The 21,008-nt window shown below is 60.4% G+C and carries 14 protein-coding genes; 8 read left to right on the forward strand and 6 right to left on the reverse strand.

Annotation, left to right across the window (positions count from 1 at the left end; translation table 11 throughout):
• Positions 1 to 38: 38 nt before the first annotated feature.
• Entirely contained in the window at positions 39 to 734 is a 696-nt protein-coding gene (locus tag CO666_RS17425; protein WP_097613470.1) for a GNAT family N-acetyltransferase, read from the forward strand.
• Positions 731 to 937 (forward strand): hypothetical protein, encoded by a 207-nt coding sequence (locus CO666_RS17430; protein ID WP_097613352.1) that lies wholly within the window; start codon positions 731 to 733, stop codon positions 935 to 937. The genes CO666_RS17425 and CO666_RS17430 overlap by 4 nt, the downstream gene beginning before the upstream one ends.
• A 1-nt stretch (position 938) precedes the next feature.
• Here CO666_RS17430 and CO666_RS17435 read toward each other — a convergent pair whose 3' ends face one another.
• From CO666_RS17435 to CO666_RS17445, 3 genes are all read right to left on the reverse strand, one after another.
• Positions 939 to 2,015, reverse strand: coding sequence for a nickel/cobalt transporter (locus CO666_RS17435; protein ID WP_097613353.1), 1,077 nt, complete (start codon positions 2,013 to 2,015; stop codon positions 939 to 941).
• Entirely contained in the window at positions 2,009 to 2,650 is a 642-nt protein-coding gene (locus CO666_RS17440) for a DUF1007 family protein (RefSeq protein ID WP_097613355.1), read from the reverse strand. The genes CO666_RS17435 and CO666_RS17440 overlap by 7 nt, the downstream gene beginning before the upstream one ends.
• Positions 2,651 to 2,769: 119 nt before the next feature.
• Positions 2,770 to 3,663, reverse strand: coding sequence for a LysR family transcriptional regulator (locus CO666_RS17445; protein ID WP_097613357.1), 894 nt, complete (start codon positions 3,661 to 3,663; stop codon positions 2,770 to 2,772).
• Between the two features lie 531 nt (positions 3,664 to 4,194).
• On the opposite strand from CO666_RS17445, the gene odc2 reads away from it, so the two are divergent.
• Both odc2 and CO666_RS17455 read left to right on the forward strand, forming a co-directional pair.
• Positions 4,195 to 5,328, forward strand: a complete 1,134-nt coding sequence (odc2, locus tag CO666_RS17450; protein ID WP_038691369.1) for an ornithine/lysine decarboxylase — start codon at positions 4,195 to 4,197, stop codon at positions 5,326 to 5,328.
• A gap of 93 nt (positions 5,329 to 5,421) precedes the next feature.
• Positions 5,422 to 6,012, forward strand: a complete 591-nt coding sequence (locus tag CO666_RS17455; protein WP_097613359.1) for a GNAT family N-acetyltransferase — start codon at positions 5,422 to 5,424, stop codon at positions 6,010 to 6,012.
• Between the two features lie 104 nt (positions 6,013 to 6,116).
• On the opposite strand, the gene CO666_RS17460 is transcribed toward CO666_RS17455, so the two are convergent.
• Positions 6,117 to 6,326, reverse strand: a complete 210-nt coding sequence (locus CO666_RS17460; RefSeq protein WP_097613361.1) for a hypothetical protein — start codon at positions 6,324 to 6,326, stop codon at positions 6,117 to 6,119.
• Between the two features lie 352 nt (positions 6,327 to 6,678).
• On the opposite strand from CO666_RS17460, the gene CO666_RS17465 reads away from it, so the two are divergent.
• The 4 genes from CO666_RS17465 to CO666_RS17480 all read left to right on the forward strand — a co-directional run bounded on the left by CO666_RS17465 (position 6,679) and on the right by CO666_RS17480 (position 19,448).
• The gene (locus CO666_RS17465) at positions 6,679 to 14,571 is read left to right on the forward strand and encodes a beta strand repeat-containing protein (RefSeq protein WP_097613363.1); all 7,893 of its coding nucleotides are present in this window, start codon (positions 6,679 to 6,681) and stop codon (positions 14,569 to 14,571) included.
• 371 nt (positions 14,572 to 14,942) lie between these two features.
• A complete protein-coding gene (locus tag CO666_RS17470) occupies positions 14,943 to 16,973 on the forward strand; it encodes an O-linked N-acetylglucosamine transferase, SPINDLY family protein (RefSeq protein WP_097613365.1) in 2,031 nt (676 codons plus the stop codon).
• A 43-nt stretch (positions 16,974 to 17,016) separates the two neighbouring features.
• Entirely contained in the window at positions 17,017 to 18,174 is a 1,158-nt protein-coding gene (locus CO666_RS17475) for a UDP-galactopyranose/dTDP-fucopyranose mutase family protein (RefSeq protein WP_097613366.1), read from the forward strand.
• A 116-nt stretch (positions 18,175 to 18,290) separates the two neighbouring features.
• Positions 18,291 to 19,448: a GGDEF domain-containing protein gene (locus CO666_RS17480; RefSeq protein ID WP_097613367.1), complete on the forward strand. Its 1,158-nt coding sequence runs from the start codon at positions 18,291 to 18,293 to the stop codon at positions 19,446 to 19,448.
• A gap of 135 nt (positions 19,449 to 19,583) precedes the next feature.
• Here the strand turns inward: CO666_RS17480 and cysE are convergent, their stop codons facing one another.
• Together cysE and CO666_RS17495 are read right to left on the reverse strand one after the other, a co-directional pair.
• Positions 19,584 to 20,402 carry a serine O-acetyltransferase gene (gene cysE, locus CO666_RS17490; protein WP_097613369.1) on the reverse strand — a complete coding sequence of 273 codons (819 nt, stop codon included), beginning with the start codon at positions 20,400 to 20,402 and terminating at the stop codon, positions 19,584 to 19,586.
• Between the two features lie 110 nt (positions 20,403 to 20,512).
• Positions 20,513 to 21,007: a GNAT family N-acetyltransferase gene (locus tag CO666_RS17495; RefSeq protein ID WP_097613371.1), complete on the reverse strand. Its 495-nt coding sequence runs from the start codon at positions 21,005 to 21,007 to the stop codon at positions 20,513 to 20,515.
• Position 21,008 lies beyond the last annotated feature (1 nt).

Below are 21,008 nucleotides of genomic sequence, written 5' to 3' on the forward strand. Positions count from 1 at the left end.
TGGCCTATCCACTCCATTCCTGGACAAGGGGAGTGAACATGCGCGATCTTGCAAATTTCAAAGGCTGCCCGGCGCCGAAGCCGGTCACGCTGAAGGGCCGTTTCGTCACCGTCGAACCCTATCGGCGCGCCGAGCATCTCGAAGCGCTGTGGGACGGACTTGGCGGCATGGGCATCAACCCGCTGCTTCTCTATTTCGCGCAGGACGATTTTTCCGGTATCGAGGATTTCGCCAATTGGCTGGAAACCGTCTACACCAAGTCCGGCTGGCTCACCCACATCTTCCGCGACCATGCCACCGGCAAGATTGTCGGCATGGCGAACTACATGCGTGCCGACCCGGCAAACGGCGTCGTCGAGATCGGCGGGGTGGCGCACGGGCCCGAGATGAAACGCTCGCCGCTTTCCACCGAGGCGCATTACCTGATGGCCAAGCACGTCTTCGAGGATCTCGGCTACCGCCGTTACGAATGGAAATGCGACAATAAGAACGAGGCGAGCAAGACGACGGCCGCCCGTTACGGCTTCAGCTTCGAAGGCGTCTTCCGCCAGCACATGATTTCCAAGCACCGCAACCGCGATACCGCCTGGTTCTCGATGATCGATGCCGAATGGCCGCTGATCAACGAGGCCTTCGAAGCCTGGCTTTTGCCGGAGAATTTCGACGCCGCCGGCAACCAGATCCGCCGCCTCCAGGATATCCGCGCCGATCTCGAAAAGGAAAGGCTCGCATGAGCCCCGAGAGCCGCTCGCAAGCCACTGCCGCCGCCATCATCCTGCTCGGCGCCGGCCTCGTCCTTTATTTTCTGCCGACCATCGTTCTGTGGATCGGCAATTTCTCGCCGACGCTGGCGATCGTCGTCGGCGTCTGCCTGATCATGGCGTTCTTCGCGGTTTTCTGGCTGCGGGCGCGTTATCAGCGCAGCAGAGGGAAATAAGTTATCCCTGCAGCGAGGCCCCGAGCAGCAGGGCACCCATCAGGATGACGAGCAAAGCGCCGAGGATTTCGATGGCGTTGCCGATCCAGACCGAGGCGGTCGAGCCGCGCCCGGAGAGGCGGACGGCCGCACCCTTGGCGGTGACCGCAAGAGTGGCCAGCAGAGAAACGGTAATCGCCGTGCCGAGCGACATGGCGGCGACCGAAAGCACGCCGCCGAGATAGAGCCCGTTCAGCAGCGAGAAGGTCATGACCAGAAGCGCGCCGGAGCAGGGGCGCAGGCCGACAGCAACGATCGCCGACCAGGCCTCGCGGGCGCTGAATCTGTCGCCGGAAAGCATGGCCGGATCCGGCACATGGGCATTGCCGCAGGTTTCGCAGGCCATGCCGGGAACGAAGGTATGGCCGGCGTCGACAGCCTGTGCCTTGCCGTTGAAGGCATAGGTCTGGCGTTCGGCGGCATTGTCCTTCCACTCAAGCATCATGCTGACCGGACCGGCAGATGTGGCCATCATCCGGCGGCGCGGCATGTTGCCCACCAACGAGCGCAGTTTGCGAAACAGCAGCCAGCCGCCGAAGAGCATGACCATGACGAAGCTTGCGATCTCCATCGCATGGGTCGCAGCCGTCAGCGTGATGCCGGTGCCGCGCAGCACCAGCCAGGCGCCGCCGACCAGCACCACCGCCACCACGCCCTGGACGAAGGCCGAGATGAAGGAAATCACCACACCGCGCTTCAGCTCGATCTCGTTGGCGATCATATAGGAGGAGATGACCGCCTTGCCGTGGCCGGGGCCTGCGGCATGGAAGACGCCGTAGGCGAAGGAGAGGCCGATCAGCGATGCCAGCTGCCACGGGTCCTGGCGCATCGCCTTCAAGGCGCCTGTCAGCGCCCGGTAGAAAGCCTGCTGCTCATAGTTCACATAGAGCAAGAGCGGTGCGAGCGGCCCGCCGGTCGGCTGGAAGCTCGGTTCCGCCGTGCCGATACCGAGTGGCGATTGCGCATGGGCAAGGCTTGCGGCCGCCAGAAGCGCCAAGACCGAAGCGGCAAGGATGAACGGCAGGCGTTTCGTCAGCATGTGACCTCCAGCCGGGTGGCGAAGAGTTTCGACATGTTGGTGCCGGTGGGATCATTGAAGAAGGCGTCCGTCAGCGACTGCTTGTTCTGCGAGATCACTTCGTCCGCATCCGGCCGCACCACCTGATGTTTGCAGGCCTTGAAGCCGTCGCCGACCGTCGCCAATTCGTTGTCAGTCGGGAAATCGATCGACGTATAGAGCGACGGGTCGTAGACGCCGAAAGTGAGCCTGCCTTTCAGCGGCATCTTCTCCGCCGGCTTGACCGCGAAAAACATCAGCAGCTGGCCGTCCTTGTAGTCGACGTGGATGATGTCAGGCTTCTGGACGGTGATGTTCTTCCCGTTGATCGTCAAGTTCATGTAATAATCGTATTCGGCAAGCGACTGCTTCACGGTTTTCCCGACTTCCGCGAGCTCGTTCGGCTCCAGCTTCAGATCGGTGTTCTTGTCGAAATCCATGACGACCGAGGAGGAGAAGACCTCGTCGAAGCGCCAGACATTGCGCAATTCCTCGACGTTGCCGTCCTTGTCGGCCACGACCTCGAGACGCGCCTCCACGAAGATGTGCGGATGGGCAAAGGCGGCGGCCGGCGCCAGCGAAAGAAGCGCGGCCATCAGTATCGTCGAATATCTCATTTATCCCGCTGCCCTGTTCGGTGACCCTGACTTCTTGCCAGAAATTGGGACGGAATTGGGACCGGGTTTCGTCGCGGCCGGCGTGAGGCGGGATGTCGCATCTCTGCACAAGGGGACTATCAGGGATGTTTCTTGAACCAGTTGTGCAGGTAGTCGACGAAGATCCTTACTTTGGCCGGCAGATAGCGCCGATGCGGATAGACGGCATAAATGCCGCGGTCGGTCGGGAGGTAGTCGTTGAACAGCGTCACCAGTGCACCGCTTTCGATCGGCTTGCGGGCAATGAAATCCGGGATCAGGGCGATGCCGATGCCTGCGAGCGCTGCGCGCAATGTCGCATGCGGGCTATTCACCTCCATCGGTCCACTGACGGCGACAGCGAACGAGGTGTTGTCGGGATTGTGAAAGCGGATGCTCGCCTGCGTGCGTGCATTGGTATCGACGACGAAGGGGACATTGGAAATGTCGCTGGGGTGCTCAAGATCGGGATGGCGTTCGAGAAATTCCGGAGTGGCGCAGAGATGAACGCGGAAATCCGAGATCTTGCGGGCGATCATGCCGGAATCCTCGAGCTTGGTGACGCGGATCGCCACGTCGAAGCCTTCCTCGATCAGATCGACGAAGCGGTCGTCGGCGGCGATTTCCAGGGAAAGGTCCGGGTTCTCCCGGGCGAAATCGATCAGCGACTGGCCGACATCCGCATCGACGAAGGTGCGGGGCACGGAAATGCGCAGCCGTCCCTTCAACTGCGCGTTGTTCTCGCGTACGAGGTCGGCAAGGTTGTCGATTTCTTTGAGAATATCGGAGGCGCTGCGGTAATAGGTATGGCCGGCCTCGGTCATCGAGAACTGCCGGGTGGTGCGGTTGAGCAGCAGGGCGCCGAGCTCATCCTCCAACTCGCGCACATATTTGGAGAGCAGCGCCTTCGACCGGCCGGTGCGCCGGGCCGCGGCAGAAAAGCCCTCGGCCTCGACGACATCGATGAAGGCACGTATGCGTGTCAAAGTGTCCATGACTTTTCCCGAAGCTGTTTGTGAATATTGAACAAATCGGCCTGTTTTGTTCAATTATTTTTTTAGTCTCGCGATCAAAAAAATGCTTGATTGTGAAGGCGAATATTCTTATCTCCCTGTCAGCCCAAAGTCGCACGTGCCCATGGGTGTCCGCCGAACCCTCGAATTGGTGAGGAAATCGGTAAGGTACCTGGAATTAACCCCTCCAGTCGCTATTCCGGCCAACCGGAAAATGCGAGGACGCCTGAAGCAACGACGGTGCGGGCCTTTTTGTTCTCTCCCTGCTTTCCATCAGCGGGGGTTACTGAAGAGGCACACCATCATTGCCGGAAGTGCGGTTGGGATTCTCCCTCCAATCCATGGCAGACAAAGCCGAACTTAACACCGCGTCCGCGGCGTTGGTTCACTAACCGCGCATCGAGCGCTTGCTATGGTTCCGGGGTCTCCACCGGCTGGTTCCAATGCGAGTTCTCGTATGCCCTTTGTCCTCCGGTTCATGCCGGAGCTCTGGAACTGGAAGAGGGAACTGATATGACCACCCAGCGCATCCGCGACTTTCTCGCAACCCGACGTCCCGACGGTCCCTGCCTCGTGGTTGACCTCGATGTCGTTCGCGACAATTTCCACGCCTTCCGTCACGCCATGCCGGACAGCGCCATCTACTACGCCGTCAAGGCCAATCCGGCCCCCGAAGTGCTGAAGCTGCTTGCAGGCCTCGGCTCCAATTTCGATTGCGCATCCGTTGCCGAAATCGAAATGGCGCTCGAAGCCGGCGCGACCGCCGCCCGCATCTCTTTTGGCAACACGATCAAGAAGGAACGTGACGTCGCCCGCGCGCATGCGCTCGGCGTCAGCCTCTTTGCGGTCGACAGCCACGAGGAAGTCGAAAAGATCTCGCGTGCCGCTCCCGGCGCCCGTGTCTTCTGCCGCGTGTTGACCGATGGCGAAGGCGCCGAATGGCCGCTGTCGCGCAAGTTCGGCTGCGTCCCGCAGATGGCCGTCGACGTTCTCGTCTACGCCCATCAGCTCGGCCTGCAGTCCTACGGCGTCTCGTTCCATGTCGGTTCGCAGATGACCAAGGTCGATGCCTGGGATTCGGCGCTCGCCGATGCCAAGCGCGTCTTCGTCTCGCTTGCCAAGCAGGGCATCCACCTGCAGATGGTCAATATGGGCGGCGGCTTCCCGACCAAGTACCTGCGCGACGTTCCGTCGGCAGAAGCTTACGGTAAGTCGATCTACCAGGCGCTGCGCACGCATTTCGGCAACCAGATCCCGCAGACGATCATCGAGCCGGGCCGCGGCATGGTCGGCAATGCCGGCGTCATCAAGGCTGAGGTGGTTCTGATTTCGAAGAAGTCGGACAATGACGATGCCCGCTGGGTCTTCCTCGACATCGGCAAGTTCGGCGGTCTCGCCGAGACGATGGATGAAGCCATCCGCTATCCGATCCGCACGGAGCACGACGGCGACGAGATGGAGCCCTGCGTCATCGCCGGCCCGACCTGCGATTCGGCCGACGTGCTCTACGAGAAGAACCTCTATCCGCTGCCGATCTCTCTTTCGATCGGCGACGAGGTCCTGATCGAAGGCACCGGAGCCTATACGACGACCTATTCGGCGGTTGCTTTCAACGGCTTCGAGCCGCTGAAGGCCTACGTCATCTAAGGTCGTTTCCGCCGGCCCCGTAACCAGCCGGGGCGGCAACTTCACAATTTCCTTCATCGCCGCTGATAACGGTATTGGGTACGGGAGGCCAAGATGGCCGCTGTTCTTGATTCTGTCCGCGCATTCTTTGCGCCCACCACCTTCACCATCGACGCCGAAAATCCTTCGGATGTCGTTGCCCGCGAAAACCTGCTCGACCGCGTCATGGGTCCGGATCGCCGCAAGAAGTCGTCGGAGAAGATCCGCCGCAACCGCGTTCCGGCCGAGGGCCTTGCGCTGGTCGCACGCGATCGCGACGGCCATATCATCGGCTCGGTGCGCCTCTGGAACATCGAGGCCGGCGTCAACGACGAAGGCACGCCGATCAATGCCCTGCTGCTCGGGCCGCTCGCCGTTGCGCCGCATTGCGGCGGCAAAGGCATCGGTTCGGCGCTGATGCGCGCGGCGATTCTCGAAGCGAAGAAGCGCGGACATGGCGCCGTCCTGCTGGTCGGCGATGCCGCCTATTACGAGCGTTTCGGCTTTTTTGCCGAGAAGGCTCGCCATCTTGTCATGCCTGGCCCGTTCGAACGCTCGCGCTTTCTCGCGCTCGAGCTCACGGAAGGCTGGCTTGACGGCGCGGCCGGCATGATCGTCCCTTCGGGACGCATGCTGGCCAGCGCGCCGGTTCGCCGCGCCGCCTGAAGGCAACGCTGGTCACCCGGAAGCGCGCAGCGGTCGGGGATAACGACAGGTATGAAACAAAGAGCTGAAGCGCCTCGCGTGAATCACATTCGATGCGACGCGCTTCAGCCGACTGCTGAAAATGGTTTTGCGTCGTGGCGCAGTCCGGCGGTGGATTTGATTTTTAGCCGGATTGCCGGCGGATCTGCGCCGATCACGGCGATTTGGCCGGTCATCAGGGTTTTGGGTTCCTCAACACACATTCCGACGATCGATCCTGTCAATTTGAAAAGGCGGATGATGTTGTAAGCGGTAAGGTCGAAGGTGAAGGCCATCTTCACCTTCCGCCCTTCGACGAAGTCTTAAGCCTCGCAGCCCTTGTCGGCCTGCATCCAAATTCCCTTCCCATCTCTCATTGAATCATTCGTGTGGACATTGCGTCCACGTCCGCTCAATCCGCACCGGCGAGAAGGCCGATCGATTGCCCGTACTGCCGCTCTGCAGTTGCAGCGGTTGGTTCGGGACCAGGACTCCAGCGTGAAAAATCACAGTTTCACGCAAGCCAGCCAGTCTAGGCTGGCTGAGAATTTTGGAGACATTCATTTCCTGCGATTCGGTAAAGCGCGCTTTGCCAGGCTGCGACATTCCGATCCTGTTCATATTTGACTGCTGAAAGAGTCCTGCCCTATGACCTCGATAGTTTCTTCCTACAGTCTCACTCAGATAAGGTCGCTTTCGACGGCGGCTGTCGCTGCCTGGACGACGGAAGACGTGGCAACTCTTTCCACGAAGCAGATCAGTGTCCTCTCGTCGGCTCAAATCGCCGCCTTGGATACCGAAGACGTAGAGGTCCTCAGCTCTCAGCAGTTAAGCGCAATTTCGCAAAGTGCCGTATCCGGCCTCACTCTCGATCAGTTGGCCGTCCTGACGACCTCCGCCATCGAAAGTTTAACCTCGCTGCAGATCGCTGCAATCACGACCAAGCAGATCAGCGCGCTGACGACGGAGCAAGCGGAGGCTCTGACCTCATCACAGGTCGGTGCTCTCAGTTCGTTGCAGATTGCAGCCTTGAGCTCCGCGGATGTGGCGACGTTTTCGACCGCCGATATGGCGGCGATTGTCAGCAAAGCGATAACAGGCTTGTCGACAGCCGCGGTTGCGGCTCTTTCGACCGGTCAGGTCGCGGGCCTCAGCACAGGCGCCGTCTCCAATCTGACGACCAGTCAGATTGCGGCCATGACAACGGCACAAATCGGCGCCCTTACGACGGCGCAGATCGCGGCACTCAAAGCCACCCAAATCGCTGGTTTGGGCACGAGCGGGATCACGGCGCTTTCAACCGGGCAGATTGCCGCCTTGGGCACGAGCGCCACCGCCGGCCTAACGACGGCGCAAGTCGCTTCCTTGAGCACTGCGCAGGCTGAGGCACTCAGCTCCAGCCAAGTGAAAGCATTGACTTCGGCTCAGCTTTCCATTCTGGGCGCGGACGACCTTGCTACATTTTCCACCGAGGATATGGCGGCGATCACCGTTTCTGCCGTTGCAGGCCTGTCGACGGCAGTTCTTTCCTCTCTTTCGACGGACCAGGTTGCGGCCCTCAGCGCGGCGGCAGTCACCGGCCTGACGACCGCGCAGATAGGGGCGTTGAGCACAACACAGACCGGCGCCCTGACGACGGCGCAAATCGAGGCCCTCAAGGCGACGCAGATTGCGGCCATGGGCACGAACAACATCGCCTTGCTGGCGACCGCGCAGATCGCGGCCGTCAGCAAGGCTGCGGTCACCGGCTTGACGACAGGCCAGATCGCCGTCTTGAGCACAACGCAGACCTCTGCTTTGACGACAAGCCAGATCGCCGCACTGAAGGCGACGCAAACAGCGGCCTTGAGCACGGGCGACATCGGGGCACTTTCAACCGCGCAAATCGCGGCCCTCAGCCTTGGCGGCCTCTCAGGTCTTGCCACGGGGCAGATCGGCACATTGACGACGACGCAGCTTGCCGCGCTGACGACAGCACAGGTCGCCGCTTTGAGCTCGACGCAGATTTCCGCGTTGGGAACGGACAAGATCGCCAGCCTCTCGACCGACGATATTGCGGCGATCGGCAGCGTGGCGATATCGGGCCTGAGCACGGCTGCGATCGCTGCTCTCTCGACGGCTCAGGTCGCTGCTTTGAGCGTGCGTGGAATTGCGGGTCTCAGCACTGATCAGGTTGCCGTCTTGAACACGGCGAAGACGGCCGCTTTGACGACGGCGCAGATCGCCGTGCTGAGCTCCCAACAGGTTGCGGCGCTCAGCACGGATGCCGTCGCGACGCTTTCGACCGCGCAGATGGCCGCCCTCAGCACGAAGGGCGTCAAAGGGCTGACGACCGGCCAGATCGTCGCGCTGAGCACGCAGCAGGCCGAAGCTCTCACCGGCGCGCAGGTTGCTGTGCTGAGTTCGACCCAGCTTTCCGTACTGTCCACGGATGACATCGCCACGTTCTCTACCGCCGAAATGGCAGCGATCGTCAGCAGTGCCATACCAGGATTGACGACCGGCGTCATCGCGTCTCTTTCAAGTGATCAAGTCGCCGCCCTGAACGCGAGCGCCGCTGCCAGCCTGACGACGAGCCAGGTTGCAGCACTTTCAACCGTGCAGGTTGCCGTTCTCAGTTCAGGCGCCGTTGCCAGCCTGACGACAAATCAGATCGCTAACCTGAGCACGGCACAGATTGCAGCCTTGACGGCCACCCAGGTCAGCGCTTTGAAAGCCGTGCAGATCGCGGCCATGAGTACGGATGAGGTTTCGGCCCTTTCAAGCGCGCAGATCGCTGCACTCACCACAAGCGCGGTTGCAAGCCTGACCACCGGTCAAATCGCGGCCGCAAGCACGGCACAGATCGCGGCGCTATCGTCGACCCAGATCAAAGCGCTGGGTTCGACGCAACTCGCTGTCCTGAGTTCAGAGGACCTGGCGACCTTTACGGCCGACGAAATGGCGGCGATTTCCACTAAAGCGATCAACGGCTTGACGACCGGCGTCATTGCATCGCTTTCCACTGCTCAGGTTGCCGCACTGGCGACGAGTGCGGTTACCAGCCTGACGACCGATCAGATTTCAACTCTGAGCACCGCTCAGCTGGCAAATTTGACGACCGGCCAGATCGCGGCCTTGAGCTCAACTCAAATGTCAGCCCTGACGGCGAACGATATTTCGGCTTTCTCAACTGCCGATATGGCGGCAGTTACCAGCACTGCCATAAGAGGTTTGAGCACAGACGTCATCGCGTCTCTTTCGACCAGCCAGCTTGCTGCCCTGAATACGAGTGTCATTGCTGCCCTGACCACCAGTCAGATCGCCACCTTGAGAGCCGATCAGGTCGCGGCCTTGAACACCACGCAAATTGCGCTTCTGACATCGAACCAGGTCGCAGTTCTCGATACAGGCGTGATCGCATCCTTCTCCGCAGAACAGATCGCCGCGCTCAGCACGGCCGGCGTCGGGGGGCTGACCGCCGATCAGATTTCGGCACTCAGCACCGTTCAGACCCAGGCATTGACGGCTACCCAGATTGGCAAGTTGAGTTCTACCCAGCTCTCCGCGCTTGGAACCGACGATATCGCAACCTTTGCAACCGCCGAAATCGCCGCGATCTCAAGCAAAGCCGTAGCGGGTTTGGGCACGAGCGTCATCGCAGCCCTTTCGACGAACCAGATCACCGCGTTGAGCGCCGCCGGAATCGCCGGATTGACATCGAGCCAGATCACCGCGTTGAGCACAACGCAGATCGCCGCCGTGCCCGCGGCGTGGATGACGGCGCTCAGCTCAACGCAGATTGCCGCATTTGATGTCGGCGTCATTGATTCCCTGTCGACCGCCCAGGTTGCCGCCATCAGCACATCTGGGATAACCGGTTTGACGGCCGATCAGGTCAATGCACTCAACACAACGCAGATCGCGGCATTGACGACAAGCCAGATCGCGGCCCTGAAATCGGCTCAGCTCTCCGCTTTGGGAACGGATGATATCGCCGCGATGTCCTCAGCCGATATCGCGGCGATCAGCTCAGCCGCGATGCCGGGATTATCCGCGGCCGCGCTTGAAGCTCTATCGGCCAGCCAGATTGCCGCCTTGAGCGCGGCAGGTGTTGCCGGACTGAGCACCGGGCAGATTGAAGCCTTGAGCACGGGTCAGGTCGATGCCCTGCTTGCGAACCAGATTGCGGTCTTAAGCTCATCGCAAATTGCCGCAATGGATGCCGATGTCGTCGCGTCGCTCTCCACGGCACAAATTGCCGCCCTTAGCACATCCGGCATTGCCGGCCTGACGACGAACCAGATCGACGCATTGGGCACGGCGCAGGCCGAAGCACTCACCGCGGCGCAGGTGAAGGTCCTCAATTCGACCCAACTTGCTGCGTTCGGCACGGAAGACATCGCCACCTTCTCGACCGCCGACATAGCTGCGATTTCGAACAAAGCGGTTTCGGGTCTCAGCACGTCGGTCATTGCTACGCTCTCGACCGCTCAGATCGCGGCCCTGAGCACAAACGGCATTGCAGCCTTGTCGACCGATCAGGTTGCCGCACTCGGCACAGCGCAGCTTGCGGCCTTCGCTACGACGCGTATTGCGGCACTGAGTTCGGCCCAGGTAGCAGCCCTAAGCACGGCAACCATCGCGTCGCTTGCCACAGGGCAGATCGCCGCACTCAGCACGGCGGGGATTTCCGGCTTGAGCACGGATCAAGTCCAAGCCTTGGACAGTGCGCAAGTCGCCGCACTGGCGACAAACCAGGTCACGGCATTGAGCTCCGCGCAGCTTGGCGTGCTGACCGCGGAGGACATCGCCGCATTCTCGACCGCGGATATCGCTGCAATCGGTTCGAGCGCCATTTCCGGCTTGTCCAGCGCTGCTATTGCCGCCTTGTCGACGGCTCAGATCGCTGCCATCAGTCCGGCTGGCATCCTAGGCATAACGAGCAATCAGCTTGTCGCTTTGAACAGCAGCCAGATAAACGCCCTGACGACCAAGCAGATGGCGGTGTTGAGCTCGGCACAGGTCTCCGTCTTGAGCCCGGCGGCTGTCGCAACGCTTTCGACCGCGCAGATTGCGGCCCTGGGCAGCATTGGCATTGCCGGATTGACCACAACTCAGATTGCGGCCTTGAGCACCGGCCAGGCCGAAGCTCTGACATCAGTTCAGGTGGCAGCGCTGAATTCCAAGCAAATTCACAGCCTGAGCGCGGCCGATATCGCCACCTTCTCGACCAAGGACATCGCGGCAATCGGCTCGACCGCCATTTCCGGCCTGTCAACGGACGCTATTGCAGCCTTGTCGACGACACAGGTCGCAGCCCTCAGCACATTGGGCGTTGCGGGGCTGACCACTCAGCAGATCGGTTCACTGAGTACCGGCCAGCTTCAGGCTCTGACAACAACGCAGGTCGCATCCCTCAGCTCGGCTCAGCTTTCGGTGCTGACGACGGCCGATATAGCGGCTTTGTCAACCAGGAGCATCGCGGCAATCGGGTCCAGTGCCATATCCGGCCTGTCCACGGCCGTTGTATCAGCCCTGTCGACTGCTCAGATCGCAGCTCTTAGCGCTTCAGGTATTACCGGCCTGACCACCAAGCAGATCGCGGCCTTGAGCACCGATCAAGCCGAGGCATTGACGACCGTCCAGGTCGCAGTCCTTAGTTCAACTCAACTTTCAGCGGTGCCGACTGCCGATATGGCGGCCTTCTCGACCCAGGACATCGCGGCCATCGGCTCCAGCGCTATTTCAGGTCTGCCAACCGAGGCAATTGCGGCATTGACGAGTGCCCAGATTGCCGCGCTCAGCACGCTTGCCATCTCCGGCCTGTCCACCAGGCAGATCGCTGCCTTGGACACCGGTCAGGTCGAGGCCCTGCTTACCAAGCAGCTTGCAGCACTGAGTTCCACGCAGGTTAAAGCGCTCGGCACCGACGATGTGGCCGCGATGTCGACGTCACAGATCGCCGCGATCAGCACATCCGGGATGACCGGTCTCACCACTGCGCAAATTTCCGGTCTGACGACTGCGCAGGTGCAAGCCCTGACGACGGGGCAGATCAAGGTTCTTGGCTCCACGCAAGTCGCCGCCCTGACGACCGCCGATATTTCGGCCCTGACGACCGAGCAGATTGCGGCGCTTGGCAGCGTCGGTATTGCGGGTCTAACCACTGTTCAGATCGCGGCCTTGGGTACCAGCCAGGCCGAGGCCCTGACATCCGTTCAGGTCGCCTCTTTGAATTCGACGCAGATTGCGGCCTTCAATGCCGCCAATCTGGAAGCCTTTTCGACCGCAGATATCGCCGCAATCAGTTCAAGCGCCATCTCCGGTTTGTCGACGACCACGGTCGCCGCCTTCTCGACGGAGCAGGTTGCGGCGATCAGCACGGCCAGCATTGCCAGCTTGACCACCGCGCAGATTGCCGCCCTGGGAACCACGCTGGTGGCAGCGTTGACGACAGGCCAGATCGGCGTTCTCGGCTCCAAGCAGGTCTCGGCTCTGAGTACCGCCGACATCGCGACCCTGTCGACCGCGCAGATTGCAGCCCTTAATACCGGTGGTATTTCCGGTCTGACGACTGCGCAGATCGCCACACTGAGCGCCGACCAGGCAGGATCTCTGACCTCAGCCCAGGTCGGGACGTTGAGTTCGACCCAGATAGCGGCTTTCGAAACCGATGATCTGGAAACTTTCTCGACCGCGGATATCGCGGCAATCACAAGCGCGATATCGGGTTTGTCGACGGCCACGATCGCAGCGCTTTCGACAAATCAGATCGCCTCATTGAGTACGGCCGGCATCGCTGGCCTGACCACTGCACAGATATCCGCATTGCATTCCGACCAGTTGGAAGTTTTGACCACCGCTCAGATCGGAGCCCTCAGTTCCAAGCAGACTGCGATAATCGGGACGAGTGGTATAACAGCTCTTTCGACCGCTCAGATTGCTGCACTCAGCACCGCTGGTATTGCCGGCCTGACCACCGATCAGATAGCCGCGCTCAGCGCCGACCAGGCCCAGGCCCTCACATCCGTTCAGGTCGGTACCCTTACGTCCAAACAAATCGCAGCCCTCGGGACCGATGATCTTGCAACCTTCTCGACTGCCGATATCGCGGCAATTGGCTCGCTTCCCATAACGGGCTTGTCCACTTCAGTGATTGCAGCCCTGTCGACAGCGCAGATTGCGGCGCTGAGCACGGCCGGCATATCAGGTTTGACCACCGATCAACTCGGAGCGCTTGGCACCGATCAGGCTGCGGTATTGACGCCTACCCAAGTCGGAGCTTTCAGTTCGGCCCAGATTGCGGCTCTTGGAACCGCTGCTCTCGAAGCCCTATCGACGGCCGATATTGCGGCAATCAGTGCCACCGGCATATCGGGCCTGTCGACCGCTATCATCGCAGCGCTGACGACGGCCCAGATCGCGGCCTTGGGAACAAGCGGTATTGCAGGATTGACAACGGCGCAGGTTGCCGCGCTCAGCACCGACCAGGTCGAGGCTCTCACGGCCGCGCAGATCGGGGCCCTCGGCTCCAAGCAAGTGGCGACGTTGAGCACCGACGATCTGACGGTCCTGTCGACAGCAAAGATTGCGGCCTTGAGCACTGCCGGCATCGCCGGCTTGAGCAGCGCACAGGTTGCTGCCCTGAGCGTGGAACAGGTCGCAGCGCTGTCGAGCACGCAGATCGCCGCGTTGAGTTCGGCAGGCATCGCCGGCCTAAGCACGCTCGACCTGGCAACTTTCTCTGCCGCCGATATCGCAGCCATCGGTTCCAGTTCCATACAGGGCCTGTCCACGGACTTTTTCGGGTCGCTGTCGACGACCCAAATCGCCGCCTTGGCAACGGGCAGCATCGCCGGCCTGAGCAGTGCTCAGATCGGAGCTCTGAGCATCGAGCAGTTCGAAGCGCTTTCAACGACCCAGATCGCTGCCTTGAGTTCCTCCGGAGTTGCGGGATTGACCACGGCGGATCTGGAAACCCTGTCCACAACCGAGCTTCTGGCCATTAGTTCAGACTCGATCCAAGGCTTGTCGACCGCCGTTGTCGCAGCCCTGACCACCGACCAGGTCGCGATCCTGAAGACCACTCAGGTCGCCTCGCTGACCTACAACCAGATAGCGGCAATGAGCACCGATCAGATCGTTGCTCTGTCCACTTCGCAGATCACCGCCTTGAACGCGCTGCAGGTTGCCGCGCTGGATGCTGACGACATCGCCGTCTTCACGACGGATGACGTCGCGGCTCTGAGTTCGAAAGCGATCGCGGGATTGACCACGAGCGTCATTACGTCGTTGACGACAGAACAAGCCGAAGCCCTGACACCGGCGCAGGTGAGTGGGCTGACGTCGGCGCAAGTTGCTGCGTTGACGACCCAGGAGGTCGCGACCTTCTCGACCAAGGATATCGCCGCGTTCAGCTCGAACGGCATAGCGGGACTGTCTACGCAAGACATCGCCAGCCTTTCGAGCGAGCAACTGGATGCTCTGATGAAGTCGCAGATGGCGTATCTGAGTTCGGATCAGATGGCGGCTGTCATCTCGGCCTATCTTACGGCGTAAGCGCGATCTCGACCGAATCGCGTCCACCCCGCGCAACGGAGTGCGTTGGGGTGGTTCCGTCTCGATCGGTGGCGCGAAGATCCAACCCGATATTCGTCTCGAAGACGCGGTGGAAGCGTCGTGACCTTGCCCGTTAAAATAGACCATTTGGGTCCGGGCCGTTTTCGGCGGATGAGAGACGACGCGCCACTGCTTTTCCTGTTGAGACCTCGCCCACGCGGTTGCCATCTTTCCGAACGAAAGCCATCGTCCGTCTCGTCGGCGCATTGCTGCTCTCAACCGAGCTGCCGCAGCGCTCAACGCATGTTTAAAGCAAGCTGGCCTGGCTAACTGTCTCGTTGCAATGCCGGCCGTCAATTCGTGGGAAGTCCATGGTCACCAATGATGCATCAGTTCAGCCCGTTCCGTCTCTTGCCGGTATATTGGAGCTTGCGCGCACCCAACGTCTTTCCTTCAACGAGTTGTTTCAGTTCGCCGAAAGTCGGAGTGCTGCCGGAGCGATGTTCGAGGCGGCAGAGGTCTACAAAGCCTGGATCGCTTTCAACGATTCTCATCCGTTCCTGCACCTCGTCTATTTCAATTATTCCGTCACTCTGCGGCAATTGGGCGACGTTGCGGGATCGATTCACGCATTGCGTGCATGCTTGAAGCTCGAGCCGCGTTTCGGACCGGCGCACATCAATCTTGGACGCGCGTTGGAAGACAGCGGCATCGCCACGGGAGCAATCCTGCAATGGCGGAATTTTATCGAGATGACCGGGGAGATTACCGCTGACGTGCTGACGCATCGCCTGTTGGCGCTTCAGCATGTCGGGCGCGTCATGGAAAATGCGGGTCTGTTGGAAGAAGCTGAAACCGCGTTGTGGCAGGCAATGGAACTGCGGCCCGACAAGACCGAAGCCGGGCAACATTGGAGTGCGCTGCGCCAGCGTCAGTGCAAGTGGCCAACGCTTGTGCCGTCGGACCATGTCTCCATGCGTCAACAGATCGATGCCATGTCGCCGCTGGCGCTCGCCTGCTTTTCCGACGACCCGTTGTTCCAGCTCGCCAAGGCCTACCGCTACAACAAGTCTTTCGTTGGACGCCCGGATACCAGCGGCTTCTCGCGCAAGGTGGCGAAGCAGAAGACGGGAACCGGCCAGCGCCTTCGCGTGGGCTATGTTTCCTCGGATCTGCGCGACCATGCGGTCGGCTTTGCGCTCAGAGAGGTGCTGGAGCTGCATGACAAGAATAGGGTTGAAGTCTACGCCTATTATTGCGGCGAGCCGGCAGAAGGAGATGCGACCCAGCTGCGCATGAAAGCTGCCGTCGATTGCTGGCGCGACATTGCCGCGCTTGGTGATGCGGAAGCTGCAAGGCAGATCGCCGACGACGACATCGACATCCTTGTCGACGTCAACGGTTACACCAAACATGCGCGAACGAAGATCCTTGCCTATCGACCGGCACCGGTGGTGGTCAACTTTTGCGGTTATCCGGGAACGATGGGCAGCCCGTTCCATCACTACATCATCGCGGACGAGCACATCATCCCGCCCGAAAACGAGATCTATTATTCGGAAAAAGTGCTCAGAGTTGCATGCAGTCAGCCAATCGATCGAAAGAGGGTGATTGCCGAAAGACCGACACGCGCGGAGGCGGGGCTACCGGAAGCCGTTTTCGTTTTTGCCTGCTTCAACGGCACGCAAAAAATCACGCAGGAGACCTTTGCCTACTGGATGACCATTCTCCTCGCGGCACCCGGCAGCGTGCTCTGGCTGCTTGCTGGAAACGACGATGTGGATCACCGTCTGCGCCAAGCGGCTGAAAATGCCGGTGTCGCAGCCGACCGTCTCATTTTCGCGCCCAAGGCGCCGAATGCCAAACATCTCGCCCGAATCCAGCTCGCCGATCTGTTCCTCGACACCTTTCCCTATGGAGCGCACTCGACCGCGGCCGATGCTCTGACCGTCGGGCTGCCTGTCCTCACATTCCCCGGCAAGAGCTTTGCGGCCCGCTTCTGCCACAGCATCGTTGCCGCTGCCGGCGTCCCGGAACTGATCTGCTCGGGACCGCAAGCCTACATCGAAAGGGCTATCGGTTTTGCCAATGACCCCGAGAGCCTGGGAAAGATCAGGGAATCCTTGCGCGCAAAACGCGAGGCCTGCGCATTGCGCGATATTCCCGCTCTCGCGTCCCGTCTCGAAGAGCTTTTCTGGCAAATGCAGGCGGAATGCGAACGCGGTGAAACACCGGTGCCGGATTTAAGCAACCTGGACATCTATTACGACATAGGGGTGGAACTCGTTCAGGACAATATCGCGTTTTCGGACGATCGAGTTTACAGGCAGGCTTACCGCAACAAGCTGACCGAATGGCACAATTATGCGCCTTTTCCGCACGACAGCCGATTGGGGGGCTGAGGAATTCACGCCAATATGCGCAACCAGAAAGAGCTGACCCAGAATGCCGCGGGTTAAGAAAATTGCCGTTGTCGGCGCCGGGCTTTCGGGGGCGGTCATCGCGCGTGAACTGGCGCTGGCGGGTCACAAGATCGATGTTTTCGACACGCGACGTCATGTTGCCGGAAATTGCCATACGGAGCGCGACGCCGCCACGGGGGTCATGGTTCATGTCTACGGTCCGCATATTTTCCACACCGATGACACGGAAGTCTGGGATTATGTGAACCGCTTTCAGGCATTCCTGCCCTATAAGAACCGCGTCAAGACGACGAGTTCCGGACAGATTTATTCCCTGCCCATCAATCTGCACACGATCAATCAGTTTTTCGGCAAGGCGTTCAGGCCGGACGAAGCGCGGGCGTTCATCGATGAATGCGCAGACAAAACCATCAGGGAGCCGAAGACTTTCGAGGAACAGGCGCTGCGCTTCGTCGGCAAGGATCTCTACGAAGCGTTCTTTAAAGGATATACGCAGAAGCAATGGGGATGTTCTCCGGCCGAGCTTCCGGCTTCCATCCTGAAGCGGCTTCCGGTCCGTTTCAATTACGACGACAACTATTTCTTCCATAAACATCAGGGAATGCCGGAAAACGGTTATACCGAGATGGCCAGACGAATTCTCGATCACGCAAATATAGAAGTGCACCTGGAAACGCGGTTTCACAGGGCTCTCGGCAAGGACTTCGATCACGTATTCTATTCGGGTCCGCTCGACGGTTATTTCGACTACGAATATGGCCGTTTGGGATATCGCACGCTGGATTTCGAGCGCTTTACCTATGAGGGTGACTATCAGGGCTGCGCGGTCATGAACTACGGAGATGTTTCCGTGCCCTATACCCGCGTGACGGAACATAAGCACTTCTCACCGTGGGAAGACCATTCCGGCTCAGTCTGTTACCGAGAGTTCTCCAGGGCTTGCGGCCCGGACGACGTTCCTTACTATCCGATCCGCCTGATGGAGGAAAAGGAGCAGCTTGCCCAATATGTGGTAAGGTCGCTGCGGGAGGTCTCCGTCACCTTTGTGGGGCGGCTGGGGACATACCGCTATCTCGACATGGACGTCACTATCCGCGAGGCACTGGACACGGCGCGGCTATATCTGTCGGCGGGCGCCGAGATGCCTGCGTTCCTGCATGCGCCGCTCCAGGCACTGTAGGTAGCGCCTCGATTTATGCGGCAGGAAACCCGCAATCGTTCAATTTTTAACGAAGCCTCCAATCAAACTGCAAAATGCTTGCTGTAGGTTCCCCGCCAGAACCTCGGAAAAGCCTCATGCTGCTGGATCTCAGGACAATCTATTTCATTGTTGCCGTGAGTTGTTTCGTGCTGGGCGTGCTCCAGCTTGCAGCCTATGCGACCGGCCGCTTCGAAAGGTGGCCGCTGTGGTGGGGTGTGAGCAATCTGCTTGTCGGCGTCGGGTCTTTCCTTGTCGCGCTGCGCAATCTCGTTCCCTACTCGGTCTCGATCGATGGCGGCAATGTGCTGACCATTGCGGGTTACATGCTGATGTTCTTTGCCGTGCGCGTCTTTTCGGGACGGGCGCTCGACCAGCGCATTTTCTGGCTTGCCATCTTTCTCGTCAGCGTGCCAGTCGTGCTTATCGTCAGCAACCCTACGGCAGTATCGGCCCGGCTCCTCTACGTCTCCGTCATCTGCTGCCTGTGCGATCTTGCGGTCGCGAGGGAAGCAGTCGGCATCGTCCGGCGCGAGAAGCTGTATTCGGCAGCCCTGCTTGTCGGTCTCTATGTCTGCACTGCCATGATCTTTGCGGTTCGCAGCATTCTTGCGGCGACTGGCGAGATCGGCGGGCCGGATCCTTTCGGCAGCAGTGTGGTCCATAGCTGGATGGCTGTATCGGCGGTCGCCTTCATCATGCTCCGCAGCATGGCCATGGTGCTGATGGCCGCCGAGCGCAGCCGAAATCAGCTGACCGAACTCGCTCATCACGATCCGCTGACCGGCGCGCTCAACCGCGGCGGCCTTGCCCAGCATCTGCCTGCTCTCGCTTCCCAGCCGATATCGCTGCTGATCATCGATATCGACCATTTCAAGCAGCTGAACGACCGGCACGGCCACGCCGCCGGCGACGATATGCTGCGGCTTTTCGCCAGCGTTGCGAGAGGCATCATGCGCTCCGGCGATCTGCTCGCCCGTCAAGGCGGGGACGAGTTTCTGGCGGTGCTGAAAAGTATCTCTCGCCAAGATGCGGTGCTGATTGCCGAGCGCATCCGCCTCGCCTTTGCCGCCGCCGTCATGCAGCGGCCGGATCTGGCTGTTTTTCCGACGCTCAGCATCGGCGTTGCCGCGCGCGAGGAAAACGACGGAGATTTCGAACGGCTGATGCAGAAGGCGGATGAGGCCCTCTATCGTTCGAAGCGCGAAGGCCGCAACCGGGTCGAAGCCTGCGGAGAAAATCAGCAAGCCGCGTAGGGACAGCACAACTCTGTCTATCTCGGAATGATCCTAAAGCGCGTCGCGATCTTTCAGATTCGCTCTTCGCGCTTTAGGTCTTTGTTTCCGCATGTCGTTGCCGCAAAACCGCTGCACACTTTTGCGCGACATGCTCTAGATATTCTGATCCATCGTCTCTGCCGGGATTTCGTCGATGCGGTGGACGCGCACGAGTGTTGCCGGCACGCCGGCGACCGTGCAGTGCTCGGGAACCGGCTTCAGCACGACGCTGCCGGCGGCGATTTTGCTGAAGGCGCCGATTTCGATATTGCCGAGGATCTTGGCGCCCGCGCCGATCATCACGCCATGGCGGATCTTCGGGTGGCGGTCGCCGGTTTCCTTGCCGGTGCCGCCGAGCGTGACGTTCTGCAGGATCGAGACTTCGTCCTCGATGACAGCGGTTTCGCCGATGACGATGCCCGAGCCGTGGTCGAGCATGATGGAAGCGCCGATCCTGGCGGCGGGGTGGATATCCGGGCCGAAGACCAGCGAGGCGAGATTGGCGAGCCAGCTGGCGATCTCCGGACGGCCGGCGTTCCAGAGCGCATGGGCGATGCGGTGCGTCTCAAGCGCATGAAAACCCTTGAGGTTCAGAAGCGCGTGCAGAAATGTCGCGCAGGCCGGATCGCGCTCGCGCACGGCGGCGAGATCGGCCTCGACCTTGCGCATGATATCGTCATCAAGCGTCGACAGCATGAGATCGAACAGATTGCCCGTTTCGACCTGCGTCACGGAAAGCCGCGCGGCCAGAACACGGGCGATGATCTCTCTATTGCCGGTGGCTTCGATTACCTCTGCGGCCAGCAGCCGCTGTAATATCGGCTCGCGCACGGCAAGTTCGGCCGCCTCGGCGCGGATCGCCGCCCAGACGGATGTGTCGCTCAAAGGCAGCGGCTGCTGCTCGGCCAAACCGAGGCCGGTCGATTTCGGCATTGACGTTTCCTCCGTCAGTCATGGCCCAGGCAGTCGCTGCGTGGATTTTTATGTTTCGCCCGGCCAAGGCATTTGGCAAGCCGGATATTCCAGGGGTCTTGGGCGATCCTTTAGCCAGGCGCTTGCGGGCCAAGCGTCGGTTCCGGAAGACGGCGCCAATGATAGAGCACGTCAGGCTCTTTTTCCTCATTGTCGGCGCCGTCGGTCTCTTCCTCGGCGGCAAAACCGTGCCGCTCGTAGAAAGCACGTGCGCCGATATTCCGCTGGAATGTCCAGAGCCTGATCTCGTCCATCTCCTCCATCGCGTAGCCGAGAAGCCGGGCGCCGATGCCCAGGCCCTGAAAGTCGGGGAGAACGTAAAGCTGCTCTATCCAGTCGCCGCCATAGGCGATGACGCCGACAAGCTGGTTGCCCATGGCGGCGCCAAGGATGGTGCAGTTCGGCAGCAAATGCATGCGCCAGTACTGCTCTTCTTCTTCAGGCGTATGCAGATCCGGCAGCCAGGGCAGCCGCTGCCAGAGCGCAACACGCCTGATCTTCGCGGCTGCCTGCATATGGCCAGCGTCAAGGGTCACGATCTCAGCTTCCGTCGGAGCGTCGTCCATT

The sequence above is a fragment of the Rhizobium chutanense genome, from assembly GCF_002531935.1.
Classification (GTDB): domain Bacteria; phylum Pseudomonadota; class Alphaproteobacteria; order Rhizobiales; family Rhizobiaceae; genus Rhizobium; species Rhizobium chutanense.

Bases quoted from the DNA above. Each gene is read 5' to 3' on its own strand.
- odc2 (WP_038691369.1), top strand. From the start codon at position 4,195: ATGACCACCCAGCGCATCCGCGACTTTCTCGCAACCCGACGTCCCGAC.
- CO666_RS17470 (WP_097613365.1), top strand. From the start codon at position 14,943: ATGGTCACCAATGATGCATCAGTTCAGCCCGTTCCGTCTCTTGCCGGT.
- cysE (WP_097613369.1), bottom strand. From the start codon at position 20,402: ATGCCGAAATCGACCGGCCTCGGTTTGGCCGAGCAGCAGCCGCTGCCT.
- CO666_RS17440 (WP_097613355.1), bottom strand. From the start codon at position 2,650: ATGAGATATTCGACGATACTGATGGCCGCGCTTCTTTCGCTGGCGCCG.
- CO666_RS17460 (WP_097613361.1), bottom strand. From the start codon at position 6,326: ATGGCCTTCACCTTCGACCTTACCGCTTACAACATCATCCGCCTTTTC.
- CO666_RS17465 (WP_097613363.1), top strand. From the start codon at position 6,679: ATGACCTCGATAGTTTCTTCCTACAGTCTCACTCAGATAAGGTCGCTT.
- CO666_RS17455 (WP_097613359.1), top strand. From the start codon at position 5,422: ATGGCCGCTGTTCTTGATTCTGTCCGCGCATTCTTTGCGCCCACCACC.
- CO666_RS17495 (WP_097613371.1), bottom strand. From the start codon at position 21,007: ATGGACGACGCTCCGACGGAAGCTGAGATCGTGACCCTTGACGCTGGC.
- CO666_RS17475 (WP_097613366.1), top strand. From the start codon at position 17,017: ATGCCGCGGGTTAAGAAAATTGCCGTTGTCGGCGCCGGGCTTTCGGGG.
- CO666_RS17435 (WP_097613353.1), bottom strand. From the start codon at position 2,015: ATGCTGACGAAACGCCTGCCGTTCATCCTTGCCGCTTCGGTCTTGGCG.
- CO666_RS17430 (WP_097613352.1), top strand. From the start codon at position 731: ATGAGCCCCGAGAGCCGCTCGCAAGCCACTGCCGCCGCCATCATCCTG.
- CO666_RS17425 (WP_097613470.1), top strand. From the start codon at position 39: ATGCGCGATCTTGCAAATTTCAAAGGCTGCCCGGCGCCGAAGCCGGTC.
- CO666_RS17480 (WP_097613367.1), top strand. From the start codon at position 18,291: ATGCTGCTGGATCTCAGGACAATCTATTTCATTGTTGCCGTGAGTTGT.
- CO666_RS17445 (WP_097613357.1), bottom strand. From the start codon at position 3,663: ATGGACACTTTGACACGCATACGTGCCTTCATCGATGTCGTCGAGGCC.